Annotated in this window: 20 protein-coding genes; 2 read left to right on the plus strand and 18 right to left on the minus strand. The window is 71.7% G+C overall.

Annotated elements, in window-relative coordinates:
• Positions 1-499 precede the first annotated feature (499 nt).
• Positions 500-1,801, minus strand: a complete 1,302-nt coding sequence (tyrS, locus tag IEY71_RS14050) for a tyrosine--tRNA ligase (protein ID WP_229781762.1) — start codon at positions 1,799-1,801, stop codon at positions 500-502.
• 76 nt (positions 1,802-1,877) lie between these two features.
• Here tyrS and IEY71_RS14055 point away from each other — a divergent pair, with 76 nt between their 5' ends.
• Both IEY71_RS14055 and IEY71_RS14060 read left to right on the plus strand, forming a co-directional pair.
• The gene (locus tag IEY71_RS14055) at positions 1,878-2,546 is read left to right on the plus strand and encodes a DNA-binding protein (RefSeq protein ID WP_229781763.1); all 669 of its coding nucleotides are present in this window, start codon (positions 1,878-1,880) and stop codon (positions 2,544-2,546) included.
• A complete protein-coding gene (locus IEY71_RS14060) occupies positions 2,543-3,136 on the plus strand; it encodes a hypothetical protein (protein WP_189086000.1) in 594 nt (197 codons plus the stop codon). The genes IEY71_RS14055 and IEY71_RS14060 overlap by 4 nt, the downstream gene beginning before the upstream one ends.
• A gap of 18 nt (positions 3,137-3,154) precedes the next feature.
• Here IEY71_RS14060 and IEY71_RS14065 read toward each other — a convergent pair whose 3' ends face one another.
• From IEY71_RS14065 to rpmI, 17 genes are all read right to left on the minus strand, one after another.
• A complete protein-coding gene (locus IEY71_RS14065; RefSeq protein WP_189086001.1) occupies positions 3,155-3,760 on the minus strand; it encodes a DNA-3-methyladenine glycosylase in 606 nt (201 codons plus the stop codon).
• 8 nt (positions 3,761-3,768) lie between these two features.
• Complete coding sequence (gene argH / locus IEY71_RS14070) at positions 3,769-5,217, minus strand: argininosuccinate lyase (protein ID WP_189086002.1); 1,449 nt, start codon at positions 5,215-5,217, stop codon at positions 3,769-3,771.
• Complete coding sequence (gene argF, locus IEY71_RS14075; protein WP_189086188.1) at positions 5,214-6,149, minus strand: ornithine carbamoyltransferase; 936 nt, start codon at positions 6,147-6,149, stop codon at positions 5,214-5,216. The genes argH and argF overlap by 4 nt, the downstream gene beginning before the upstream one ends.
• Positions 6,150-6,172: 23 nt before the next feature.
• Positions 6,173-7,357, minus strand: coding sequence for an acetylornithine transaminase (locus tag IEY71_RS14080; protein ID WP_189086003.1), 1,185 nt, complete (start codon positions 7,355-7,357; stop codon positions 6,173-6,175).
• Positions 7,354-8,277 (minus strand): acetylglutamate kinase, encoded by a 924-nt coding sequence (gene argB / locus IEY71_RS14085; RefSeq protein WP_189086004.1) that lies wholly within the window; start codon positions 8,275-8,277, stop codon positions 7,354-7,356. The genes IEY71_RS14080 and argB overlap by 4 nt, the downstream gene beginning before the upstream one ends.
• Before the next feature lie 2 nt (positions 8,278-8,279).
• Positions 8,280-9,437, minus strand: a complete 1,158-nt coding sequence (gene argJ, locus IEY71_RS14090) for a bifunctional glutamate N-acetyltransferase/amino-acid acetyltransferase ArgJ (protein ID WP_189086005.1) — start codon at positions 9,435-9,437, stop codon at positions 8,280-8,282.
• Positions 9,434-10,477: an N-acetyl-gamma-glutamyl-phosphate reductase gene (argC, locus tag IEY71_RS14095; RefSeq protein ID WP_189086006.1), complete on the minus strand. Its 1,044-nt coding sequence runs from the start codon at positions 10,475-10,477 to the stop codon at positions 9,434-9,436. Before argC ends, argJ begins: the two co-directional genes overlap by 4 nt.
• Before the next feature lie 280 nt (positions 10,478-10,757).
• Complete coding sequence (pheT, locus tag IEY71_RS14100; protein ID WP_189086007.1) at positions 10,758-13,283, minus strand: phenylalanine--tRNA ligase subunit beta; 2,526 nt, start codon at positions 13,281-13,283, stop codon at positions 10,758-10,760.
• A 2-nt stretch (positions 13,284-13,285) separates the two neighbouring features.
• Positions 13,286-14,326, minus strand: a complete 1,041-nt coding sequence (pheS, locus tag IEY71_RS14105; RefSeq protein ID WP_189086008.1) for a phenylalanine--tRNA ligase subunit alpha — start codon at positions 14,324-14,326, stop codon at positions 13,286-13,288.
• A gap of 46 nt (positions 14,327-14,372) precedes the next feature.
• Complete coding sequence (locus tag IEY71_RS14110; RefSeq protein ID WP_189086009.1) at positions 14,373-15,275, minus strand: amino acid ABC transporter permease; 903 nt, start codon at positions 15,273-15,275, stop codon at positions 14,373-14,375.
• Entirely contained in the window at positions 15,272-15,928 is a 657-nt protein-coding gene (locus IEY71_RS14115; protein ID WP_189086010.1) for an amino acid ABC transporter permease, read from the minus strand. The genes IEY71_RS14110 and IEY71_RS14115 overlap by 4 nt, the downstream gene beginning before the upstream one ends.
• 68 nt (positions 15,929-15,996) lie before the next feature.
• Positions 15,997-16,896: a glutamate ABC transporter substrate-binding protein gene (locus IEY71_RS14120; RefSeq protein ID WP_189086011.1), complete on the minus strand. Its 900-nt coding sequence runs from the start codon at positions 16,894-16,896 to the stop codon at positions 15,997-15,999.
• Between the two features lie 56 nt (positions 16,897-16,952).
• On the minus strand, positions 16,953-17,285 hold the full coding sequence (locus IEY71_RS18650) for an amino acid ABC transporter ATP-binding protein (protein ID WP_505594848.1): 333 nt from the start codon (positions 17,283-17,285) through the stop codon (positions 16,953-16,955).
• On the minus strand, positions 17,222-17,740 hold the full coding sequence (locus IEY71_RS14125) for an ATP-binding cassette domain-containing protein (protein ID WP_505594847.1): 519 nt from the start codon (positions 17,738-17,740) through the stop codon (positions 17,222-17,224). Before IEY71_RS14125 ends, IEY71_RS18650 begins: the two co-directional genes overlap by 64 nt.
• A 68-nt stretch (positions 17,741-17,808) precedes the next feature.
• Positions 17,809-18,609 (minus strand): TrmH family RNA methyltransferase, encoded by an 801-nt coding sequence (locus tag IEY71_RS14130; RefSeq protein ID WP_189086012.1) that lies wholly within the window; start codon positions 18,607-18,609, stop codon positions 17,809-17,811.
• Between the two features lie 144 nt (positions 18,610-18,753).
• Positions 18,754-19,137, minus strand: coding sequence for a 50S ribosomal protein L20 (rplT, locus tag IEY71_RS14135; RefSeq protein WP_189086013.1), 384 nt, complete (start codon positions 19,135-19,137; stop codon positions 18,754-18,756).
• A gap of 29 nt (positions 19,138-19,166) precedes the next feature.
• Complete coding sequence (gene rpmI / locus IEY71_RS14140) at positions 19,167-19,361, minus strand: 50S ribosomal protein L35 (RefSeq protein ID WP_189086014.1); 195 nt, start codon at positions 19,359-19,361, stop codon at positions 19,167-19,169.
• Positions 19,362-19,374 lie beyond the last annotated feature (13 nt).

The raw sequence follows: 19,374 nt of genomic DNA on the forward strand, positions 1-19,374 counted from the left end.
ATCAATCAAAGGAATCCATACCCACTCCAAAAAGCAGGCTGGGGTTCAATAAATTGGCATTGAACATAGTGCACGCTGTTGAGTTCTCAAGAAACGGACGCACCCGCTTCACGACGTCAGACGCCGCTCATTCGGAGCAATCGTTCTTCACCCGGGCATCCTGAAAGGACGGAACCGAATGCTTCGAGAACAGAAGGAAGAACCTTCATGTCTCGGGATTGTTCTGCCACCTCGAAGCGGTGAGCTTCTCGCTCTTCCCGCTGCTGTGGGGCAACAGATGAATACTTTACGGAGATCGCCACCTCCCCGCAACTTCGCCCTACATCCCGGGCGTGTCGCGCCTTCGGCTGCCACCGCTGCGACACGGAAGTGCCGGATCAGCGCCGGATTCCGGGCTGCGCGAGCCGGAAACACGAGGCGGGCTCGAGGACCGCTCCCCGGACGCGAATCGGCCCCGCCTCCGAGATGGAGGCGGGGCCGATTCGAGGATTCGCGCGGATCAGACGACGAAGATGCCGGCGAGGGTCTTCTTGCCGCGCCGCAGCACGGCCATGCCGCCCGGCGCGACCCGCCCTTCGAGCGTCGCCTTCTCGTCGTCGACGCGGACGTTGTCGAGCGAAACCCCGCCCTGGGCGATCGCGCGACGCGCCTCGCTCGCGCTGGCGACCAGTCCGGTGTCGACGAGCAGCTGGGCGATCGGCGCATCCGGCGAGGTCGTCGTGTTCGGCAGCTCGCGCAGCGCGGACTCGAGGGTCGCGGCATCCAGTTCCGAGAGCTCGCCCTGCCCGAACAGCGCCTGCGATGCCGCGATGACCGCGGCCGTGGCCTCCGCCCCGTGCACCATCGTCGTCACCTCGTGCGCCAGCACCCGCTGCGCCTCGCGACGGAACGGCTCGCGCTCGACGAGCTCCGCCAGCTCCTCGATGCGGGCACGGCTCAGGAACGTGAACACCTTCAGGCGCTGCACCACGTCGGCGTCGTCGGTGTTGAGCCAGAACTGGTAGAAGCGGTACGGGCTGCACATGGCCGGATCGAGCCAGATGGCGTTGCCCTCGCTCTTGCCGAACTTCGTGCCGTCGGCGTTCGTGATGAGCGGGGTGCCGATCGCGTGCACCGAGGTGCTCTCGACGCGGTGGATGAGGTCCGTGCCGCTCGTGAGGTTGCCCCACTGGTCGCTGCCGCCCGTCTGGAGCACGCAGTCGTACTGGCGGAAGAGCTCGAGGTAGTCGTAGCCCTGCAGGATCTGGTAGCTGAACTCCGTGTAACTGATGCCGGCGTCCGAGTTCAACCGCGACGCGACCGCGTCCTTCTTCAGCATGGTGCCGACGCGGTAGTACTTGCCGATGTCGCGCAGGAAGTCGATGGCGCTGAGGTCGGCGGTCCAGTCGAGGTTGTTGACGAGACGCACCGCGCTCGGACCCTCGGCCGAGAGGAATCGGCTGACCTGCGCCTGCAGGAAGCCCACCCACTCCGAGACGGTCTCCTTCGTGTTGAGCACGCGCTCGGCCGTGGGCCTGGGGTCTCCGATGAGCCCGGTCGATCCGCCCACCAGTCCGAGCGGGCGGTGGCCGGCCAGCTGGAGCCGGCGCATCGTGAGCAGCTGCACCAGGTTGCCGAGGTGCAGGCTCGGCGCCGTGGGATCGAACCCGCAGTAATACGTGATCGGCTCGCCGGAAAGGAGCTCTTTCAGCGCAGCCTGGTCGGTCGACACGTGCACGAGGCCGCGCCAGACGAGCTCGTCCCAGACGTCCTCGAAGGAGGCGTCGTTCTGCTGGGTCGCGAGGATCTCGGGATCTGACACCACGTCAGGCTACCAGCGGAGAGATTCAGGATGGGTCACTAACTGATCTGTGATTAATGCCCTATCCTTATGGTGGATGACGCGGTCGCTCCGGCCGCTCGTCCCGACCCCGAGGAGCACCGTGATCGTCGTCACCGCCGACCAGGTCGCGAGCCGCACGCGGCCCGATCTCACCGCCGGCGAGCGCGACCGCCTCCAGACCGCGTACGGCGAACGCCTGCTGCTGCCGGTCGCCCGGAACGCCGGCGACGAGCTGCAGCTGCTGAGCGACGACCCGGGCGTCATCGTCGACATCGTCCTCGAGCTCGTGCGTTCGGGCGACTGGAGCGTCGGGGTGGGCGTCGGCGAGGTCCGTGAACCGCTGCCGGACGACATCCGGGAGGCGAGCGGCGCGGCGTTCTTCGCCGCGAGGGACGCGGTCGAGCGCGCCAAGAAGAGCTCGCCGCGCTTCGCGATCGGGGCCGCCTCCACGGATGCCGCCCACGTCGAGGCGCTGTTCCGGCTCGCCCTCGTGCTCCGAGACCGGCGCTCCCCCGAAGGCTGGGAAGTGTACGACCGACTCCGTGCCGGCGCCCGCCAGACCGACATCGCCGACGAATTGGGCGTCAGCGCCCCCGCGATCAGCGCCAGGATGAAGTCGGCGAACATCCGCACCGAGCTCGACGCCCTCCCCGCGCTCGCCCGCCTGCTCGAACTCCTCGATGCCGCATCCGGCTCCGACGCCCCGATGGAAGGACGACCGTGACCACCTGGTACCTCGGCGAACTGCTCGGATGGATCCTGCTCGCGCTCGCACTGGGTGCTGCGACCGTCTTCGCGGTGCTCGCCTACTGGCGGCCCCGACGCCTGCACCTCTGGCTCGCGGCCGGTGCGCTCGCGCTCGCGCTCGTCGCCGCGGCGAGCCTGCCCTCCCCCGCCCCGCTCGGCATCGGCGTGCTGACCTCCGCGGCGGCGATCGCCGTCGCGGTCTTCGGCGGCGGCCCGGCGGCCGCCGTCGCGCTCGACCTCGCGATGGGCGGCTCGGTGCGGCACGGGCTGCACGGCGGCATCCTCGTGGACGCCAAGCACGGCGAGGATGTCGCGGGCGCTCGTCCGGCGCAGCGCGAGGTGCTGCGGGGCGGACGCACGATCGGGGTGCTCGAGCGGCTCGCGACGGCCGGGGCGATCGTCGCCGGCTTCCCTGAGGCGCTCGCGATCGTCGTCGCCGTGAAGGGCGTCGGCCGATTCACCGAGCTCGAGGCCCCCGAGGCGCGGGAGCGATTCATCATCGGCACTCTCGCGAGTCTCATCTGGGCCGCCGCCGCCGGGCTCGTCGCCCACCTCGTGCTGCGCTGAAGCCCGGCGCGAGTCCGCTCAGGCGTGCGCGCCAGCGTGCCGGCGGTACGGGGAGACGCCCGGATCTCCCGGGATCCAGAACCGCCACGGATACGCGGCGCCGCCGCCGGCCCCGTTCACGCCGGTGCGCGGTCCCGTCGCGAACGGGACCGGCGCGCTCGGCACGCGAAGCTCGAACGGCGACGCCAGCAGGTCGGCGCCCGTCGCCGCGAGCGGCACGCCGAGCGCGATGGCGAGCCGCGCCGGCCCGCGGGCGAGGTCCCGATCGGATGCCCCACCACGGCGAACCCGCGCGAGCTCGATCCCCTCGACCACGGTGGCGCCGCGAAGCAGCACGGCCGAAGCCTCGCCTGCCGGCCGCGACACGATGTTCAGGCAGGTGTGCATGCCGTAGCTGAAGTAGGCGTAGAGGTGCGCGGCCTCGCCGAACATCACCGCGGTGCGCGGCGTGAGCCCCCGATTCGCGTGCGAGCCGGGATCCTCGCCGACCCCGCGGTACGCCTCGACCTCGGAGAGGCGGATCGCGACCCGGCCTTCGGGCGTCTCGTGACTGAGCACGGCGCCGAGCAGCAGCGGCGCGAGCTCGACGGGGTCGCGCTCGAAGAAGGAGCGCGACGCCGTCATGAGCTCGCTCAGCGCACGGCCTCCGGGAGCTGCCCCACGAGCTGGCGGACGCGATCGGCGAGCGCCGAGAGCTGCTCGGCGACGCGCGCGGGCGCCGTGCCGCCGATGCCGTCGCGGCTCGCGACCGAGCCCTCGACCGAGAGCACCTCGCGCACCTCGGGAACCAGGTGCGGCGAGACCGCGGCGAGCTGGGCGTCGTCGAGGTCTTCGAGGCCGACCCCGCGCTCCTCGGCGGCCCGGACGAGCGCGCCCGTGATCTCGTGCGCATCGCGGAACGGCACATGGCGCTTCACGAGCCACTCGGCGACATCCGTCGCCAGAGAGAAGCCGGCGGGCGCGAGCTCCGCCATCCGCTCGGTGTGGAAGGTCAGCGTCGCGACCATGCCGGTGAAGGCCGGCAGGAGCACTTCGAGCGTCTCGACGGAGTCGAAGACGGGCTCCTTGTCCTCCTGGAGATCGCGGTTGTATGCGAGCGGCAGCGCCTTGAGCGTCGCCAGCAGGCCGGTGAGGTTGCCGATGAGGCGGCCGGCCTTGCCGCGAGCGAGCTCCGCGATGTCGGGGTTCTTCTTCTGCGGCATGATCGACGAGCCCGTCGAGTAGCCGTCGTCGAGGGTCACGAAGCCGAACTCGCGGGTGTTCCAGAGGATGATCTCCTCGGAGATGCGCGAGAGGTCGATGCCGATCAGGGCCGCGACGAAGGCGAACTCCGCGACGACGTCGCGGCTCGCCGTGCCGTCGATCGAGTTCGGCGCGGGGCTCGCGAGGCCGAGATCGCTCGCCACGGCGGCGGCGTCCAGCCCGAGGGTCGAGCCCGCCAGCGCTCCCCCGCCGTACGGCGAGACGTCGGCGCGCTTCGTCCAGTCCACGAGTCGCTCGAGGTCGCGCGACAGCGCCCAGCCGTGCGCGAGCAGATGGTGCGCGAGCAGCACCGGCTGCGCGTGCTGCAGGTGCGTGCGGCCCGGCATGATCGCCGAGGGGTGGGCGTCGGCCTGCGCGACGAGCGCGTCGATCAGGTGCACGAGTTCGCGGCCGATGACGGCGGCGTGATCCTTCAGGTACAGGCGCACGAGCGTCGCGATTTGGTCGTTCCGGCTGCGCCCCGCGCGGAGCTTGCCGCCGAGCTCGGGGCCGACGACCTCGATGAGCGCCGCCTCGAGCGCGCCGTGCACGTCCTCGTCAGACTCGGCGGCGACGAGCTCGCCCGTCTCGATGCGCGCTTCGAGCGCGTCGAGGCCGGCGAGCATGCCGTCGAGCTCGGCCGGCTGCAGGTACCCCGCGGCGGCGAGCGCGCGGGCGTGCGCCCGGGACCCGGCGAGGTCGTAGCGGGCGAGCTGCCAGTCGAAGTGCGTCGACTTGGACAGCCGGGCGAGCTCGGGCGAGGGGCCGCTCGCGAAACGGGCTCCCCAGAGCGAGCCCTCGTTCGTGCCGTGCGCCTCGGTGTTCGTGCCGTCGGTCATCGTGCCTCCTCCTGCTTCGCGAGCAGCCAGACCAGCAGCGCCTTCTGCGCGTGCAGCCGGTTCTCGGCCTCGTCCCAGACGACGGACTGCGGCCCGTCGATGACCTCGGCGTCGACCTCGACCCCGCGGTACGCGGGCAGGCAGTGCAGGAACACCGCCTCGGCGCCGGCCTCGGCCATGAGCCGCGCGGTCACCCGGTAGTCGCCGAAGGTCGCGAGCCGCTCGGCCTTCTCGCTTTCCTGGCCCATGGAGACCCAGGTGTCGGTCACGATCACGTCGGCGCCGCGAGCCGCGGCCGAGGCATCCGTCGTCACGGTCACCGAGCCGCCGGTCTTCGCGGCGATGCGCTCGGCGTCGGCGACCAGGTCGGCCCGCGGCGCGTAGTCGGCCGGCGCGGCGATGCGCACGTGCATGCCGGCGGTCACGCCGCCGAGCAGGTACGAGTGCGCCATGTTGTTCGCCCCGTCGCCGAAGTAGGCGAGGGTGAGCCCGGCGAGCTCGCCCTTGCGCTCGCGCACGGTCTGCAGGTCCGCGAGGATCTGGCAGGGGTGGAAGTCGTCGGAGAGGGCGTTCACGACGGGAACCGTGGTGCCCGCCGCCATCTCCTCGAGCCCCGACTGGGCGTAGGTGCGCCACACGACCGCGGAGACCATCCGCTCGAGGACGCGGGCGGTGTCGGCGACCGACTCCTTGCCGCCCAGCTGGCTCTCGGAGGAGCTGATCACGAGCGGCACGCCGCCGAGGTCGGCGATGCCGACCGAGAAGGAGACGCGCGTGCGGGTGGAGGTCTTGTCGAAGAGCACGGCGACCGTCTGCGGGCCGGCGAGCGGGCGCTCGGCGTAGCGGTCGGCCTTGAGCCGGGCGGCCAGCTCGAGCACCTCGGCCTGCTCGGCCGGGCTCAGATCGTCGTCGCGGAGGAAGTGGCGGGTCATCGGCATCCGTTCGTTGCGTGCGGTCATCCGGCGACGGCAGCGAGCGCGCGGCCGAACCGCGCCTCGAACTCGTCGAGCTCCGCGTCGCCGATCGTGAGCGGCGGCGCGATCCGGATGGTGTGGTCGTTGGCGGCGTTCACGATGAGCCCCTCGCGCATCGCCTCGGCGACGACGGCCTGGGCCGCCGGTTCGGCGAGGCCGACCCCGACGAGGAGCCCGCGCCCGCGGACGCCGGAGACGAGGGGCGAGCCGAGGCCGAGCACACGCTCGCGCAGCTCGATCCCGCGCCGCGCGGCGTTCTCGACGAGCCCGGCGCGCTCGATCTCGCCGAGCACCGCGTTCGCGACCGCCGTCGCGAGCGGGTTGCCGCCGAAGGTCGAGCCGTGCATGCCCTTCTGGTACAGCTCCGAGGCGGCACCGAAGGTGACCAGGCCGCCGATCGGGAAGCCGCCGCCGATCCCCTTGGCGACCGTGATGGCGTCGGGCGTGATGCCCGCGTGCTGGAAGCCGAACCAGGCGCCGGTGCGGCCCGCACCGGTCTGGATCTCGTCGACGATGAGCAGGGCGCCGTGCCGGCTCGTGAGCGCCCTGGCCGCCTCGAGGTAGCCCTCCGGCAGCTCGACCACGCCGGCCTCGCCCTGGATCGGCTCCAGGATCAGCGCGGAGACCGCGTCGTCGACGGATGCCTCGAGCGCCTCGATCGTCGCGGGGATGTGCTCGACGCCGCCGGGCAGGGGCTCGAAGGCCTGACGCATCTGCGGCTTGCCGGTGAGGGCGAGCGAACCCATCGTGCGCCCGTGGAACGCGTCGACGAGCGCGAGCACCCGCGTGCGCGCGCCGCCGCCGTTGTTGAGTCGCGCGAGTTTGAAGGCCGCCTCGTTCGCCTCGGCGCCCGAGTTGCCGAACCAGGCCCGGCCCGCCTCGCCGGCGCCGGCGAGTCGCACGATCCGCTCGGCGAGCTCGAGCGCCGGCTCGGTCGTGAAGTAGTTCGACACGTGCGCGAGCTTCGCCGCCTGCTCGGACACCGCCTGCACGAACACCGGGTGCGCGTGGCCGAGGGCGTTCACGGCGATGCCGGCGAGGAAGTCGAGGTAGCGGGTGCCCTGGTCGTCCCAGACCCACGCGCCCTCGCCCCGCTCGAGCTTCGCGAGCGGGAGCCCGATCGAGCGCATGATGCGCGCTTCGAAGCGCGGCTGCCAGGCGGTCATGCCGCGGTCTCCTTCGTCGTCGCCGGCACGACCTCCGTGCCGGAGCCCTGGGTGGTGAACACCTCGAGCAGGATCGAGTGCGGCTCGCGACCGTCGATGATCGCGGCCTTCGCGACGCCGCCGTACACCGCATCGAGGCACGCGGTCATCTTCGGGATCATGCCCGATTCGAGCGAGGGCAGCAGCGCCGCGAGCTCGTCGGCGTCGATCACCGACACGAGCGAGTCGCGGTTCGGCCAATCGCGATAGAGGCCCGCGACATCCGTGAGGATCACGAGTTTCGCCGCGCCGAGCGCGACCGCCAGCGAGGCGGCCGCCGAGTCGGCGTTCACGTTGAGCGACTGCCCGGGGTGCTCGCCGTCCGGCGCGATCGAGGAGACCACCGGGATCTGCCCCGCCGCGAGCTGCGCGAGCACGGGCGCCGGGTCGACCGCGACCACGTCGCCGACGAGACCGAGGTCCACCTCTTCGCCATCGACGACGGCACCGCGGCGGCGTCCCGTGAAGAGGCCTGCGTCCTCGCCCGAGAGCCCGGAGGCGAGCGGGCCGTGCTCGTTGATGAGGCTCACGAGCTCCCGGTTCACCTGCCCGGAGAGCACCATCCGCACGACGTCCATCGTCTCGGGCGTCGTCACCCGGTATCCCCCGCGGAACTCGCTCTCGATGCCGAGCCGGCCGAGCATCGAGGATATCTGCGGGCCGCCGCCGTGCACCACGACGGGCTTCACACCCGCGTAGCGGAGGTAGACCATGTCCTCGGCGAAGGCGCGCTGGAGCTCGGGGCTCACCATCGCGTTGCCGCCGAACTTCACGACGATCGTCTCGCCGTGGAAGCGCTTCAGCCACGGCAGGGAGTCGATCAGGGTCTGCGCCTTCGACGCGGCATCCGCGTCTGCGCCGGAATCGCGCTGCTCGGTCATGCTCAACTCGCGTACGCGCTGTTCTCGTGCACGTAGTCGTGCGTGAGGTCGTTGGTGAGGATGGTCGCCGTCGCCGGGCCGTTGTGCAGCTCGATGAGCACGTGCGTCGCGCGCGGCGCGAGGTCGACCTCGTCGCGCGGGCGATCGGGGCGACCGGCGTGGCAGACGCGCACCCCGTTCATCGACACGTCGACCAGGTAGGGGTCGAACGGGGCGGTCGTGGTGCCGATCGCGGCGAGCACCCGGCCCCAGTTCGGGTCGTTGCCGAAGATCGCCGCCTTGAAGAGGTTGTTGCGCGCGACCGAGCGGCCGACCTCGACGGCGTCGTCCTCGGTGACCGCGCCGCGCACCTCGATGGTGATGTCGTGGCTCGCCCCCTCGGCGTCGGCCTGCAGCTGCGCGGCGAGGTCGAGGCAGGCCCGGGCGAGCGCGTCGGCGAACTCCGCCTCGTCGGGGACGACGCCGGAGGCCCCGCTCGACAGGAGCGTGACCTGGTCGTTCGTCGACATGCAGCCGTCGGAGTCGAGCCGGTCGAAGCTCACCCGGGTCGCGTTGCGCAGCGCCCGGTCGAGGGCGCCGGCGTCGAGCACCGCGTCGGTCGTGAGCACGACGAGCATCGTCGCGAGCCCGGGCGCCAGCATGCCGGCGCCCTTGGCCATGCCGCCGATGCGCCAGCCGGCGCCCTCGACGATCACGGTCTTCGGCTTCGTGTCGGTCGTCATGATGGCCCGTGCCGCGTCGTCGCCCGAGCCGTCGTCCGCGCCGAGCCGGGCGACGGCCGAGAGCACGCCCTCCTCGAGGACCTCGCCGTCGAGCTGCTCGCCGATGAGCCCGGTCGAGCAGACCAGGACGTCACCGGCGGCCACGCCGAGCGCCGAGGCCGCGGCCTCGGCGGTGCGGTGCACGACCTGGAAGCCCTCGGGCCCGGTGAAGCAGTTCGCGCCGCCGGAGTTCAGGACGACGGCGGAGACGAGACCGTCCTTCGCCGCCTCCTTCGACCAGAGGATCGGGTTCGCCTGCGCGCGGTTCGCGGTGAACACGACGGCCGCCTGCTGGGCGGGGCCGCGGTTCACCACGACGGCGAGGTCGAGTGCGCCGGAGCGCTTGATGCCGGCGGCGATCCCCGCCGCCTCGAAGCCTGCTGGGGCGGTGACGGTCACGGGGCGACTCCGTTCACGGGGAGGCCGGTCGACTCGGCGAGGCCGAGCGCGAGGTTGGCGGATTGGATGGCGGCACCCGCGGTGCCCTTCACGAGGTTGTCGACGGCGGTGACGACGACGACGCGGCCCGCGGCCTCGTCGACGGCGACGCCCATCAGCGCCGTATTCGCGCCGAGCACGTCGGCGGTGCGCGGGAACTGGCCCTCGGGGAGCAGCTGCACGAAGCGCTCCCCCGCGTACGCGTCCTCCCAGGCCGCCCGGACCGCCGCGGCGCTCGTGCCCGGCACGATGCGTGCGGTCGAGGTGGCGAGGATCCCCCGGGACATCGGCACGATCACCGGCGTGAAGGAGATCGTCGGCGCCGCGGCCCCCGCCCAGCGGAGTGCCTGCTGGATCTCCGGGATGTGCCGGTGCGTGCCGCCCACCGCGTACGGGTTCGCGGAGCCGAGGATCTCGGAGGCGAGCAGGTGCGTCTTCGCGCTCTTGCCGGCGCCCGAGGGCCCGACGGCGAGGACGCTCACGAGGTCGGTCGGCTCGACGACCCCGGCCCGGATGCCGGGCGCGAGCGACAGCGCCACGGTCGACGCGTTGCAGCCGGGCGCCGCGATGCGCCGGGTCTTCGCGAGCCGGTCGCGCTGGGTGCCGGAGAGCCGGGGCAGCTCGGGGACGCCGTAGGTCCACGCACCGTGGAAGTCGCCGCCGTAGAACGCGGTCCAGTCGGCGGCGCTCTCGAGGCGGTGGTCGGCGCCGCAGTCGATGACGAGGGCGTCGTCGGCGAGCTCCGCCGCGACCGCGCCCGAGGCGCCGTGCGGCAGGGCGAGGAAGACGAGGTCGTGACCGGAGAGGGTCGCGGCGCTCGTCTCCTGCAGCGTGAGATGCGTGTAGCTGCGCAGATGCGGCTGCACCTGCACGAGCGGCTGGCCCGCGTTCTGATGCGCGGTGACGGTGCGCACCTCGAACTCGGGATGGTCGGCGAGGAGCCTGAGGATCTCTCCCCCGGCATAGCCGGACGCGCCGGAGACGGCGACGGAGTAGGTCATGAGTCCACCTTAAAGGTCTGAGCGGTCGTGGGTCGGCTCCGGCGACACCGGTGCACGGCGGCATCGCCGTGCACGGGGTCGCCTAGCGTCGGCGAGCGCCCCGGCGTCGGTCGCGCAGCGCGGCGGCGCGCAGAGGCTGCGCCGCGGCGAGGGACCGAAGGGAGGACATGCTGCGACCCTACCGACTCGGCGGGAGGGATGCCAAACCGGAGGTCGTCGGATGACGAACGGCCCCGACCGGCGGGTGCCGGGCGGGGCCGTTCGGACGGTGCTCCGCGGCTCAGTCGCGGATGGCCGCGCCGAAGCGCTCGGCCGCGAGCCGGGCGCCGGCGAGCTTCGCCTCGCTCGCCTCCGCGGCGGTCAGCGTGCGGTCGGCCGCGCGGAAGCGGAGCGCGAAGGTGAGGCTCTTGCTGCCCTCGGCCACACCCTGGCCCCGATAGTCGTCGACGAGGTGCAGCGCCTCGAGGAGCTCACCGGCCCCCTCGCGCACAGCGGCGCCGACCTCGGCGGCCGGCGTCTCGATCGGCACGACGAGCGACAGGTCCTGCGTCGCCGCGGGGTGCGTGCCGAGGGGGCTCGCCTCGACGGTGCGGTCGGTCGCGACGATGAGCGCGTCGAGGTCGAGCTCGGCCACCGCGACGACGCGCGGGAGGTCGGCCTCCTCGGCGATGGTCGGGTGCAGCTCGCCGGCGTAGCCGATGCGCACGCCGCCGACGCGGAGCTCCGCGGTGCGGCCCGGGTGCATCGCCTGGTGGCGGCCCTGCACGACCTCGATCTCTCCGCCGGTCGCGAGCGCGATGCGGCGCACCGCGTCGAGCGCGTCGGCGAGCCCGGCGGGCACGGCGGGCTGGCCGGGCTGCTTCTCGACGACGTCGCCCGTGAACAGCACGGCGACGTGGCGCGGCTGCGGCGGGATGCCGTCGATGAGCGCGGCCAGCTCGGCGTCGCTTGGCCGCGCGGCCGCCGCCGGCAGCACGGCGGTGCCGTACGCCCGGCCCGCCTCGGGCAGGAAGACGAGTCCCAGCTCGAAGAGCTCGAGGTCGACGAGGCCGCGCGACAGGTTGCGGCGCGCGATCTCGATGAGCCCGGGGAGGAGGGAGCGACGGAGGAACGGACGGCTCGCGTCGAGCGCGTTCGCGACGCGGACGGAGGCGACCGGCTCGCCGTCGGCGCTGCCGAACACCGCATTGTCGCGCTCGGCCACGAACGGGAACGCGAGCACCTCGGTGCCGCCGCCGGCGGCGAGGACGTCGGCGGTGCGCTTGCGCAGGCGCTGGGCGCGGGTGAGCCCGCGTCCCGGCGGCGCGACCGGGAGCACCGAGGGGATGCGGTGATACCCGACGAGCCGCGCCACCTCCTCGGCGAGCTCGGCCTTGCCGGTGAGGTCGGGGCGCCAGCTCGGCGGCGTGACCGCGAGGCCGCCCTCGGCCTCGTCGACGCGGGCGCCGATCTCGGCCAGGGCCTCGCGGATCTCGGCGTCGGTGTACTCGACGCCGATGAGGCCGGAGACGTAGCCGTCGGGCAGTGCGATGGCCTCGCGGGCGGGCGTCTCGTCGATCAGCCCGCCGACCGGGTCGGCGGTGCCGCCGGCGAGGTCGACCATGAGCTGGGCGACGCGACTCGCGGCGGCCGCGGCGATCTCCGGGTCGACCCCGCGCTCGAAGCGGCGCGAGGCCTCGCTCGGAAGCTTGTGCCGGCGCGCGGCGCGCGCGATCGACACGGTGTCGAAGTTCGCGGCCTCGATCAGGACGTTCCTGGTGGCGTCGCTCATCTCGGTGCGGGCGCCGCCCATCACCCCGGCGATGCCGATGGGCCCGGCCTCGTCGGTGATCAGCAGGTCCTCGACGTGCAGCGTGCGCTGCTTGCCGTCGAGGGTCTCGATCGTCTCGCCCTCGCGCGCCCGGCGCACGGTGATGCCGCCGACGAGCGTGTCGAGGTCGTAGCCGTGCATCGGCTGGCCGAACTCGAGCATCACGTAGTTCGTGATGTCGATGAGCAGCGACAAGGAGCGGATGCCGGCGAGCTTCAGCCGCGCGACCATCCAGGGCGGCGTCGGGCGCGAGGGGTCGACCCCGCGAACGATGCGGGTCGCGAAGACGCTCGAGCCGACGCGGCCGCGGATCGGCGCGTCGTCGGCGATGACGACGGGGAAGGCCTCGCCCGAGGCATCCGCCGGCGCAGAGAGGGCGACCGGGTCTCGGAAGGCGGCCCCCGTGGCGTGCGCGTACTCGCGCGCGACCCCGCGGATCGAGAAGGCGTAGCCGCGGTCGGGCGTGACATTGATCTCGACCGCGGCGTCGTTCAGGCCGAGCAGTTCGATCGCGTCGCTGCCGACGGGCGCGTCGATGCCGAGCTCCGCGAGCCGGAGGATGCCGTCGTGGTCCTCGCCGAGCCCGAGCTCGCGCGCCGAGGCGATCATGCCGTCGGACACATGGCCGTAGGTCTTGCGCGCCGCGATCGGGAACGGGCCGGGCAGCACCGAGCCGGGCAGGGTCACGACGACCTTGTCGCCGGCGAAGAAGTTGCGGGCGCCGCAGACGATGCCGTGCACGGCGTCGCCGCCGTCGGCCGCCGTCTCACCCTCGGGCGCGACGCGGACCTGGCACCAGCGGATCGTCTTGCCGTTGGACTGCGGCTCCTCGACGAACTCGAGCACCTCGCCCACGACGATCGGGCCCTGGAGCTCGAAGCCGTGCACTTCTTCTTCTTCGAGGCCGACCTTCACGAGGGCGGCGTGGACGTCCTCGGGCGTCGTCCCGGGGACGAGCTCGACGTACTCGGCGAGCCAGCTGAGCGGCACTCGCATCGTCAGACCACCATTCCGAACTGCTGGGAGAAGCGGATATCGCCTTCGGCCATGTCGCGCATGTCCGAGACGTCGTTGCGGAGCATCAGGCCGCGCTCGACGCCCATGCCGAACGCGAAGCCCGAGTAGACCTCGGGGTCGATGCCCGCGGAGCGCAGCACGTTCGGGTGGATCATGCCGCAGCCGCCCCACTCGATCCAGCGCGCCCCGCCCTTGAACGTCGGGTGCCAGAAGTCGAGCTCCGCGCTCGGCTCCGTGAACGGGAAGTAGCTCGGGCGGAGGCGGATCTTCGCCTCCTCGCCGAAGACGGCCTTGACGAAGTGGTCGAGCGTGCCCTTCAGGTGCGCCATCGTCAGGCCGCGGTCGACCGCGAGGCCCTCGAACTGCATGAACACCGGCAGGTGCGTCGCGTCGAACTCGTCGGTGCGGTAGACGCGGCCGGGCGCGAGCACGTAGATCGGCACCTCGCGCTCGAGCATCGAGCGCACCTGGACGGGGCTCGTGTGCGTGCGCAGCACGAGGTGCTGCTCGGGCGGGTCGATGAAGAAGGTGTCCTGCATCGCCCGCGCCGGGTGATCGGGGTCGAAGTTCAGCGCGTCGAAGTTGAACCACTCGCTCTCGACCTCGGGGCCCTCCGCGATCTCCCAGCCCATGCCGGTGAAGATCTCGGTCACCCGGTCCTGCAGCAGGGTGAGCGGATGCCTCGCGCCGGCCGTGTAGCGCGAGGGCAGCGCCGTCACGTCGACGGCCTCGGCGGCGAGGCGCGCTTCGGCCTCCGCGGCGGTGATCTCGGCCTCCCGAGCCGCGAACGCCTGGTTCACGCGCCCGCGCGCGCTGCCGACGAGCTTGCCGAGGGCGGCCTTCTGCTCGTTGGGGACGCTGCGCAGCAGGGCGTTCAGCCGAGCGAGCGGCGACTTCTCGCCGGTGTGCTCGGCGCGGACCTGCTTGAGCGCGGCGGAGTCGTCGGCGGCGGCGATCGCCGCGAGGGCGGCATCGACGGCCGCGGCGACCGCGGGCTCGGTGATTTCAGTGGGCTCTGGCACGAAGATCGAGTCTAGTCGGCCGCTGCGACCGGGCGGTGCCGGGCGTTCAGCGGCGCGGCTCGGGGTCGTCGAGCCCGGCCTGCACGGCGACGGCGCGCGTCGCCGTCATGGCGTCGTCCGCCGGGGCGACGCCCTTGCCGAGCTTCGCCGTCCGCCGCAGCCGCCGCTCCACCCGGTTCGCCACGAAGGAGAGGATGAGGCAGAGGGCGATGTAGATCGCGCCGACCACGATTGTCGCCGGCACGATCGGCGAGCCGTACGTCGACTGCGAGCCGATGTAGCGGGCGTAGAACAGCAGCTCCTGGTACGTGATGATGTAGCCGAGCGCCGTGTCCTTCAGCGTGACGACGAGCTGGGCGATGATGACCGGCATCATCGCTCGGATCGCCTGAGGCAGCAGGACGAGCCGCATCACGGCCGCCTTGCGCAGGCCGATCGCGTAGCCCGCCTCGCTCTGCCCGCGGGGCAGCGACTCGACACCAGCGCGGATCACCTCGGCGAGCACCGAGCCGTTGTAGGCGATGAGTGCGATGACGACCGCCCAGAACGGCTCCATGCGGACGCCGAGCACCGGGAGCCCGTAGTACAGCAGGAACATGAACACGAGCACGGGGACGGCCCGCAGCACCTCGACGACCGCGCCGATCGGCCCGCGCAGCCACGGGTGGTCGCTGAGCCGCCCGATCGCGAGAGCGAAGCCGAGGGCGAGCGCGCCGACGGCGGCGACGGCGAAGGCGGCGAGCGTGCGCCCCGTGGCGAGCGCGATCTGCAGCCAGACGTTCGAGTAGGTGAAGGCGTCCCACTTCTCGGCGGAGAACTGGCCGGTGTCCCAGAGCCGCCAGACGATGAAGCCGAGGATGGCGAGCACCACGAGCACGGTGATGACGCCGAGGATGCGGTTCCGCGCGATGGCGCGGGGCCCGGGGACGTCGTACAGGACGCTGCTCATCGCGCCACCTTCCAACGGTTCTCGAGCGCTCGCTGCGCCCAGGACAGCAGCAGCACGAGCACGACGAAGACGACCATGACCCAGAGGATCGCCACGAACTGGTTCTCACCGCGCTCGCTGAGGTAGCTGCGGATCGAGCCGAGGTTTACGACGGAGAAGCCCGCCGCGACGGTCGTGTTCTTCAGCAGGGCGATGAAGACGCTCATCATGGGCGGGATGACTGAGCGGAACGCCTGCGGCAGCACGACGAGCGTCATCACCTGCCCGAAGGTGAGGCCCAGGGCGCGCGCCGCCTCCGCCTGCCCGACGGGCACGGTGTTGATGCCGGAGCGGATCGTCTCGGCCACGTAGGTGGCGGTGTAGATGCCCAGCGCGCAGATCGCGAGGGTCAGCGACACGTCGCCGGTGAGCCGGAGGCCGAGCAGCGGCGGCAGCGCGAACGCGAAGGCGAAGAAGACGAGGGTGAGCGGGGTGTTGCGGATGGTGTTGACGTAGAAGGTGCCGACCGCCCGGGCGACCGGGATGGGCGACACCCGCATCGCCCCCACGAGCGTACCGAGGACGAGCGCGAGCAGCCCGCCCGCGACGAACAGCACGAGGGTGCCGAGCAGGGTCGACGACCAGAGGTCGAGATTGTCGGTGATGATGCCCATCGTGCTCCTCCGCGGTTCGGGTCGGACGGCGGTGCGGGCGGGGGCCGACCGCCCCCGCCCGCGCCGGCTCAGTCGACGGCCGGCTGCTCGCCCTTGATGCCGGCGGGTGCGAGGTGCTCGTCGAAGAGCGCCTGCCACACGTCGCCGCCATCGGTGAAGAGCTCGTTGATGTGCGCCTGCAGCTCGGAGTCGCCCTTCGCGATGCCGACGCCGTAGCGCTCCTCGCTGAACGGCTCGCCCGCGATCTTCAGCTCGTCGGGCTGCTGGGCCACGTAGCCGGCGAGGATCGCCTCGTCGGTCGTGATGGCGTCCACCGAGCCCTGCACGAGCTGGTCGACGCACTGCGAGTAGGTGTCGTACTCGACCGTGTCGCCCGGGTTGTACTCGTCGCGGATGCGCTGCAGCGGCGTCGAGCCCGTCACCGAGCAGACGATCTTGCCGGCCAGGTCGTCGGGGCCGTTGATGTCCTTGTTGTCGGCTGCGACCAGCAGGCCCTGGCCGGTGATCAGGTACGGGCCGGCGAAGTCGATCTGCTCCTTGCGCTTGTCGGTGATCGAGTAGGTGCCGACGTAGTAGTCGATGTCACCGTTCACGATCGCCTGCTCGCGGTTCGCCGAGGGGATCGTCTGGTACTCGATCTGGTCCTCGTCGAAGCCGAGCGAGGCCGCGATCCAGCGCGCGATGTCGATGTCGAAGCCGCTGCGCTCGCCCGAGGCGGCGTCCTCGTAGCCGAGGCCGGGCTGGTCGTTCTTCACGCCGATGACGACCTTGCCACGCTTCGTCATCGCGTCGAAGGTCGGGCTGCCCTCGAGCTGCACGTCGCTCGCGACCTCCCAGAGCGGCGCGTCGCTCGCGTCGCCGGCGCCGTCGCTCGGGTCTCCGGGGCTCCCGCTGTTGCAGCCGGTCAGGGCGAGTGCCGCGACCGCGAGGCCGGCGATCGCGCCGGCGAGTCGTGTTCTGCTTCGCATGTGATCCTCCTGGTTTCGTATCGTCGTTCGGGTCGCCGCGGCAGGGCGCGGACGTCTCAGTGGGTGATGAGCTTCGAGAGGAAGTCCTTCGCCCGCGCGCTCTTGGGGGCGATGAAGAACTCCTCGGGCGCGGCCTCCTCGACGATCTGGCCGTCGGCCATGAAGACGACGCGGTCGGCCGCCTTCCGCGCGAAGCCCATCTCGTGGGTGACGACGATCATCGTCATGCCGTCCTGGGCGAGGCCGACCATGACGTCGAGGACCTCGTTGATCATCTCCGGGTCGAGGGCGCTCGTCGGCTCGTCGAAGAGCATCACCTTCGGGTTCATCGCGAGCGCGCGGGCGATGGCGACGCGCTGCTGCTGGCCGCCGGAGAGCTGACCGGGCAGCTTCTCCGCCTGCTGGGCGACGCCGACCGCTCCAGCAGCACGCGCGCCGCGCGCTCGGCATCCGCCTTCGACTGCCGCTTGACCTTGATCGGCCCGAGCGTCACATTGTCGAGCACCGTCAGGTGCGCGAAGAGGTTGAAGGACTGGAACACCATGCCGACGTCGGCGCGGAGCGCCGCGAGCGCCTTGCCCTCCTTCGGCAGCTCGTCGCCGTCGATGCGGATCGAGCCCGAGGTGAACGTCTCCAGCCGATTGATCGTGCGGCAGAGCGTCGACTTGCCCGAGCCGGACGGCCCGATGACGACGACGACCTCGCCGCGATCGACGCTGAGGGAGACGTCCTTCAACGCGTGGAACTGGCCGTAGTGCTTCTCGACGTGATCGACGACGACCAGCGGCTCTCCCCGGCGCACCGAGAAGTTCGACGTGTCCGGGGCGGGTTCGCTGCGCTGCATACCCCCCAAGTTAGGGACAATGCCGGTCGAACCGCCAGAGCTCGCCCGGCGGGTTTACCGATTCGTGATCAGCTCCGCTGCGCGAATGCGCTCTCGTAGAGGCAGACGGAGGCCGCCGTGGCGAGGTTCATCGACTCGGCGTTCCCGTAGATCGGCACCACCACTGCGCGGTCCGAGAGGGCGAGCTTGTCGTCGTCGAGGCCGCGCGCCTCGTTGCCGAAGATCCACGCCGTCGGCTGCGCCAGCAGGCCCTCGGTGCGCACGGCGAGCAGGTCGTCGCCCTTCACATCGGCGGCGAGCACGGTGAGGCCGCCGGCGCGGGCGCGGGTCACGATGTCCTCGAGCTCGGCGCCGACCGCGACGGGGAGGTGGAAGATCGAGCCCGTGGAGCTGCGCACCACCTTCGGGTTGTAGAGGTCGACCGCGCGACCGGTGAGGATCACGGCGTCGGCGCCGGCCGCGTCGGCGGCTCGGACGATCGTGCCGAGGTTGCCCGGGTCGCGCACCTCCTCGAGGATCGCGATGAGCTTCGGCCGGGCGGCGAAGACGTCCTTCACGGCCGTCGGGAACTGCCGGCACACGGCGACGAAGCCCTGCGGGGTGACCGTGTCGGCCATCGACTCGAGCACCTGCTCGGTGACGAACTCCACGTCCAGGCCGTGCTCGCGCGCACGTTCCGCGACCTCGGGGTGGCGCTCGAGCGCCGTCGGCGTCGCGAACAGTTCTTCCACGAGCTCCGGGCGGAACGTCAGGGCCTCGCCGACGGACTGCGGCCCCTCGAGCAGGAAGCGCCCGCTCTCCTGGCGGGCGGCCTTCTTCGCGAGCTTCGCCACGGCGCGGACGCGCGGCGAACGGGGGTTCTCGAGCATGGCTTCAGCCTAGCGAGCGCGGGCCGCGGATCCGGGCGCCCGCCCGCGCGGCGGCGGGACCGGGCGCACGACGTGCCTGCTGCGAACGGCGAAGGGCCCGGCATCCTCTGCAGGATGCCGGGCCCCTCGGGTGCCGGAGCGACGTTACGCGGCCGAAGGCGCGTTGACGTCGGCGGGGAGCGCCTTCTTGGCGGTCTCGACGAGCGCCGCGAACGCGGTGGGCTCGTTCACCGCGAGCTCGGCGAGGATGCGACGGTCGACCTCAACGCCGGCCAGGCCAAGGCCCTGGATGAGGCGGTTGTAGGTGAGGCCGTTCGCACGCGAGGCCGCGTTGATCCGCTGGATCCACAGGCGACGGAAGTCGCCCTTCTTCTTGCGGCGGTCGTTGTACGAGTAGACGAGGGAGTGGGTGACCTGCTCCTTCGCCTTGCGGTAGAGGCGCGACCGCTGACCGCGGTAGCCCTCGGCGCGCTCGAGGATGACCCGACGCTTCTTGTGCGCATTGACAGCGCGCTTCACTCTTGCCATGACGTGTGTTCCTTACGGGTCTCTTCGGCTCAGCGGCCGAGAAGCTTCTTGATGACCTTGGCGTCGGGCGCCGAGGCGACCTTGTCCTGGTTCAGGCGGCGGGTGCGCACCGAGGACTTGCCCTCGAGGTTGTGGCGCATACCGGCCTGCTGCTTCTTGATCTTGCCGCTGCCGGTGATCTTGAAGCGCTTCTTGGACCCGGAGTGGGTCTTCTGCTTCGGCATCTCGTGTTCTCCT

It is taken from the genome of Agromyces mediolanus (assembly GCF_014648575.1).
In the GTDB taxonomy this organism is placed as follows: Bacteria; Actinomycetota; Actinomycetes; order Actinomycetales; family Microbacteriaceae; genus Agromyces; species Agromyces mediolanus.

What these genes read in the sequence shown, in the direction of transcription:
- IEY71_RS14080 (WP_189086003.1), bottom strand. Translation starts at nt 7,357, where the DNA reads ATGACCGCCTGGCAGCCGCGCTTCGAAGCGCGCATCATGCGCTCGATC.
- IEY71_RS14125 (WP_505594847.1), bottom strand. Translation starts at nt 17,740, where the DNA reads ATGCAGCGCAGCGAACCCGCCCCGGACACGTCGAACTTCTCGGTGCGC.
- argB (WP_189086004.1), bottom strand. Translation starts at nt 8,277, where the DNA reads ATGACCGAGCAGCGCGATTCCGGCGCAGACGCGGATGCCGCGTCGAAG.
- rplT (WP_189086013.1), bottom strand. Translation starts at nt 19,137, where the DNA reads ATGGCAAGAGTGAAGCGCGCTGTCAATGCGCACAAGAAGCGTCGGGTC.
- pheT (WP_189086007.1), bottom strand. Translation starts at nt 13,283, where the DNA reads ATGCGAGTGCCGCTCAGCTGGCTCGCCGAGTACGTCGAGCTCGTCCCC.
- argH (WP_189086002.1), bottom strand. Translation starts at nt 5,217, where the DNA reads ATGACCGACGGCACGAACACCGAGGCGCACGGCACGAACGAGGGCTCG.
- IEY71_RS14055 (WP_229781763.1), top strand. Translation starts at nt 1,878, where the DNA reads ATGACGCGGTCGCTCCGGCCGCTCGTCCCGACCCCGAGGAGCACCGTG.
- argC (WP_189086006.1), bottom strand. Translation starts at nt 10,477, where the DNA reads ATGACCTACTCCGTCGCCGTCTCCGGCGCGTCCGGCTATGCCGGGGGA.
- IEY71_RS14065 (WP_189086001.1), bottom strand. Translation starts at nt 3,760, where the DNA reads ATGACGGCGTCGCGCTCCTTCTTCGAGCGCGACCCCGTCGAGCTCGCG.
- IEY71_RS14115 (WP_189086010.1), bottom strand. Translation starts at nt 15,928, where the DNA reads ATGGGCATCATCACCGACAATCTCGACCTCTGGTCGTCGACCCTGCTC.
- IEY71_RS14110 (WP_189086009.1), bottom strand. Translation starts at nt 15,275, where the DNA reads ATGAGCAGCGTCCTGTACGACGTCCCCGGGCCCCGCGCCATCGCGCGG.
- IEY71_RS14130 (WP_189086012.1), bottom strand. Translation starts at nt 18,609, where the DNA reads ATGCTCGAGAACCCCCGTTCGCCGCGCGTCCGCGCCGTGGCGAAGCTC.
- rpmI (WP_189086014.1), bottom strand. Translation starts at nt 19,361, where the DNA reads ATGCCGAAGCAGAAGACCCACTCCGGGTCCAAGAAGCGCTTCAAGATC.
- argF (WP_189086188.1), bottom strand. Translation starts at nt 6,149, where the DNA reads ATGACCCGCCACTTCCTCCGCGACGACGATCTGAGCCCGGCCGAGCAG.
- IEY71_RS14120 (WP_189086011.1), bottom strand. Translation starts at nt 16,896, where the DNA reads ATGCGAAGCAGAACACGACTCGCCGGCGCGATCGCCGGCCTCGCGGTC.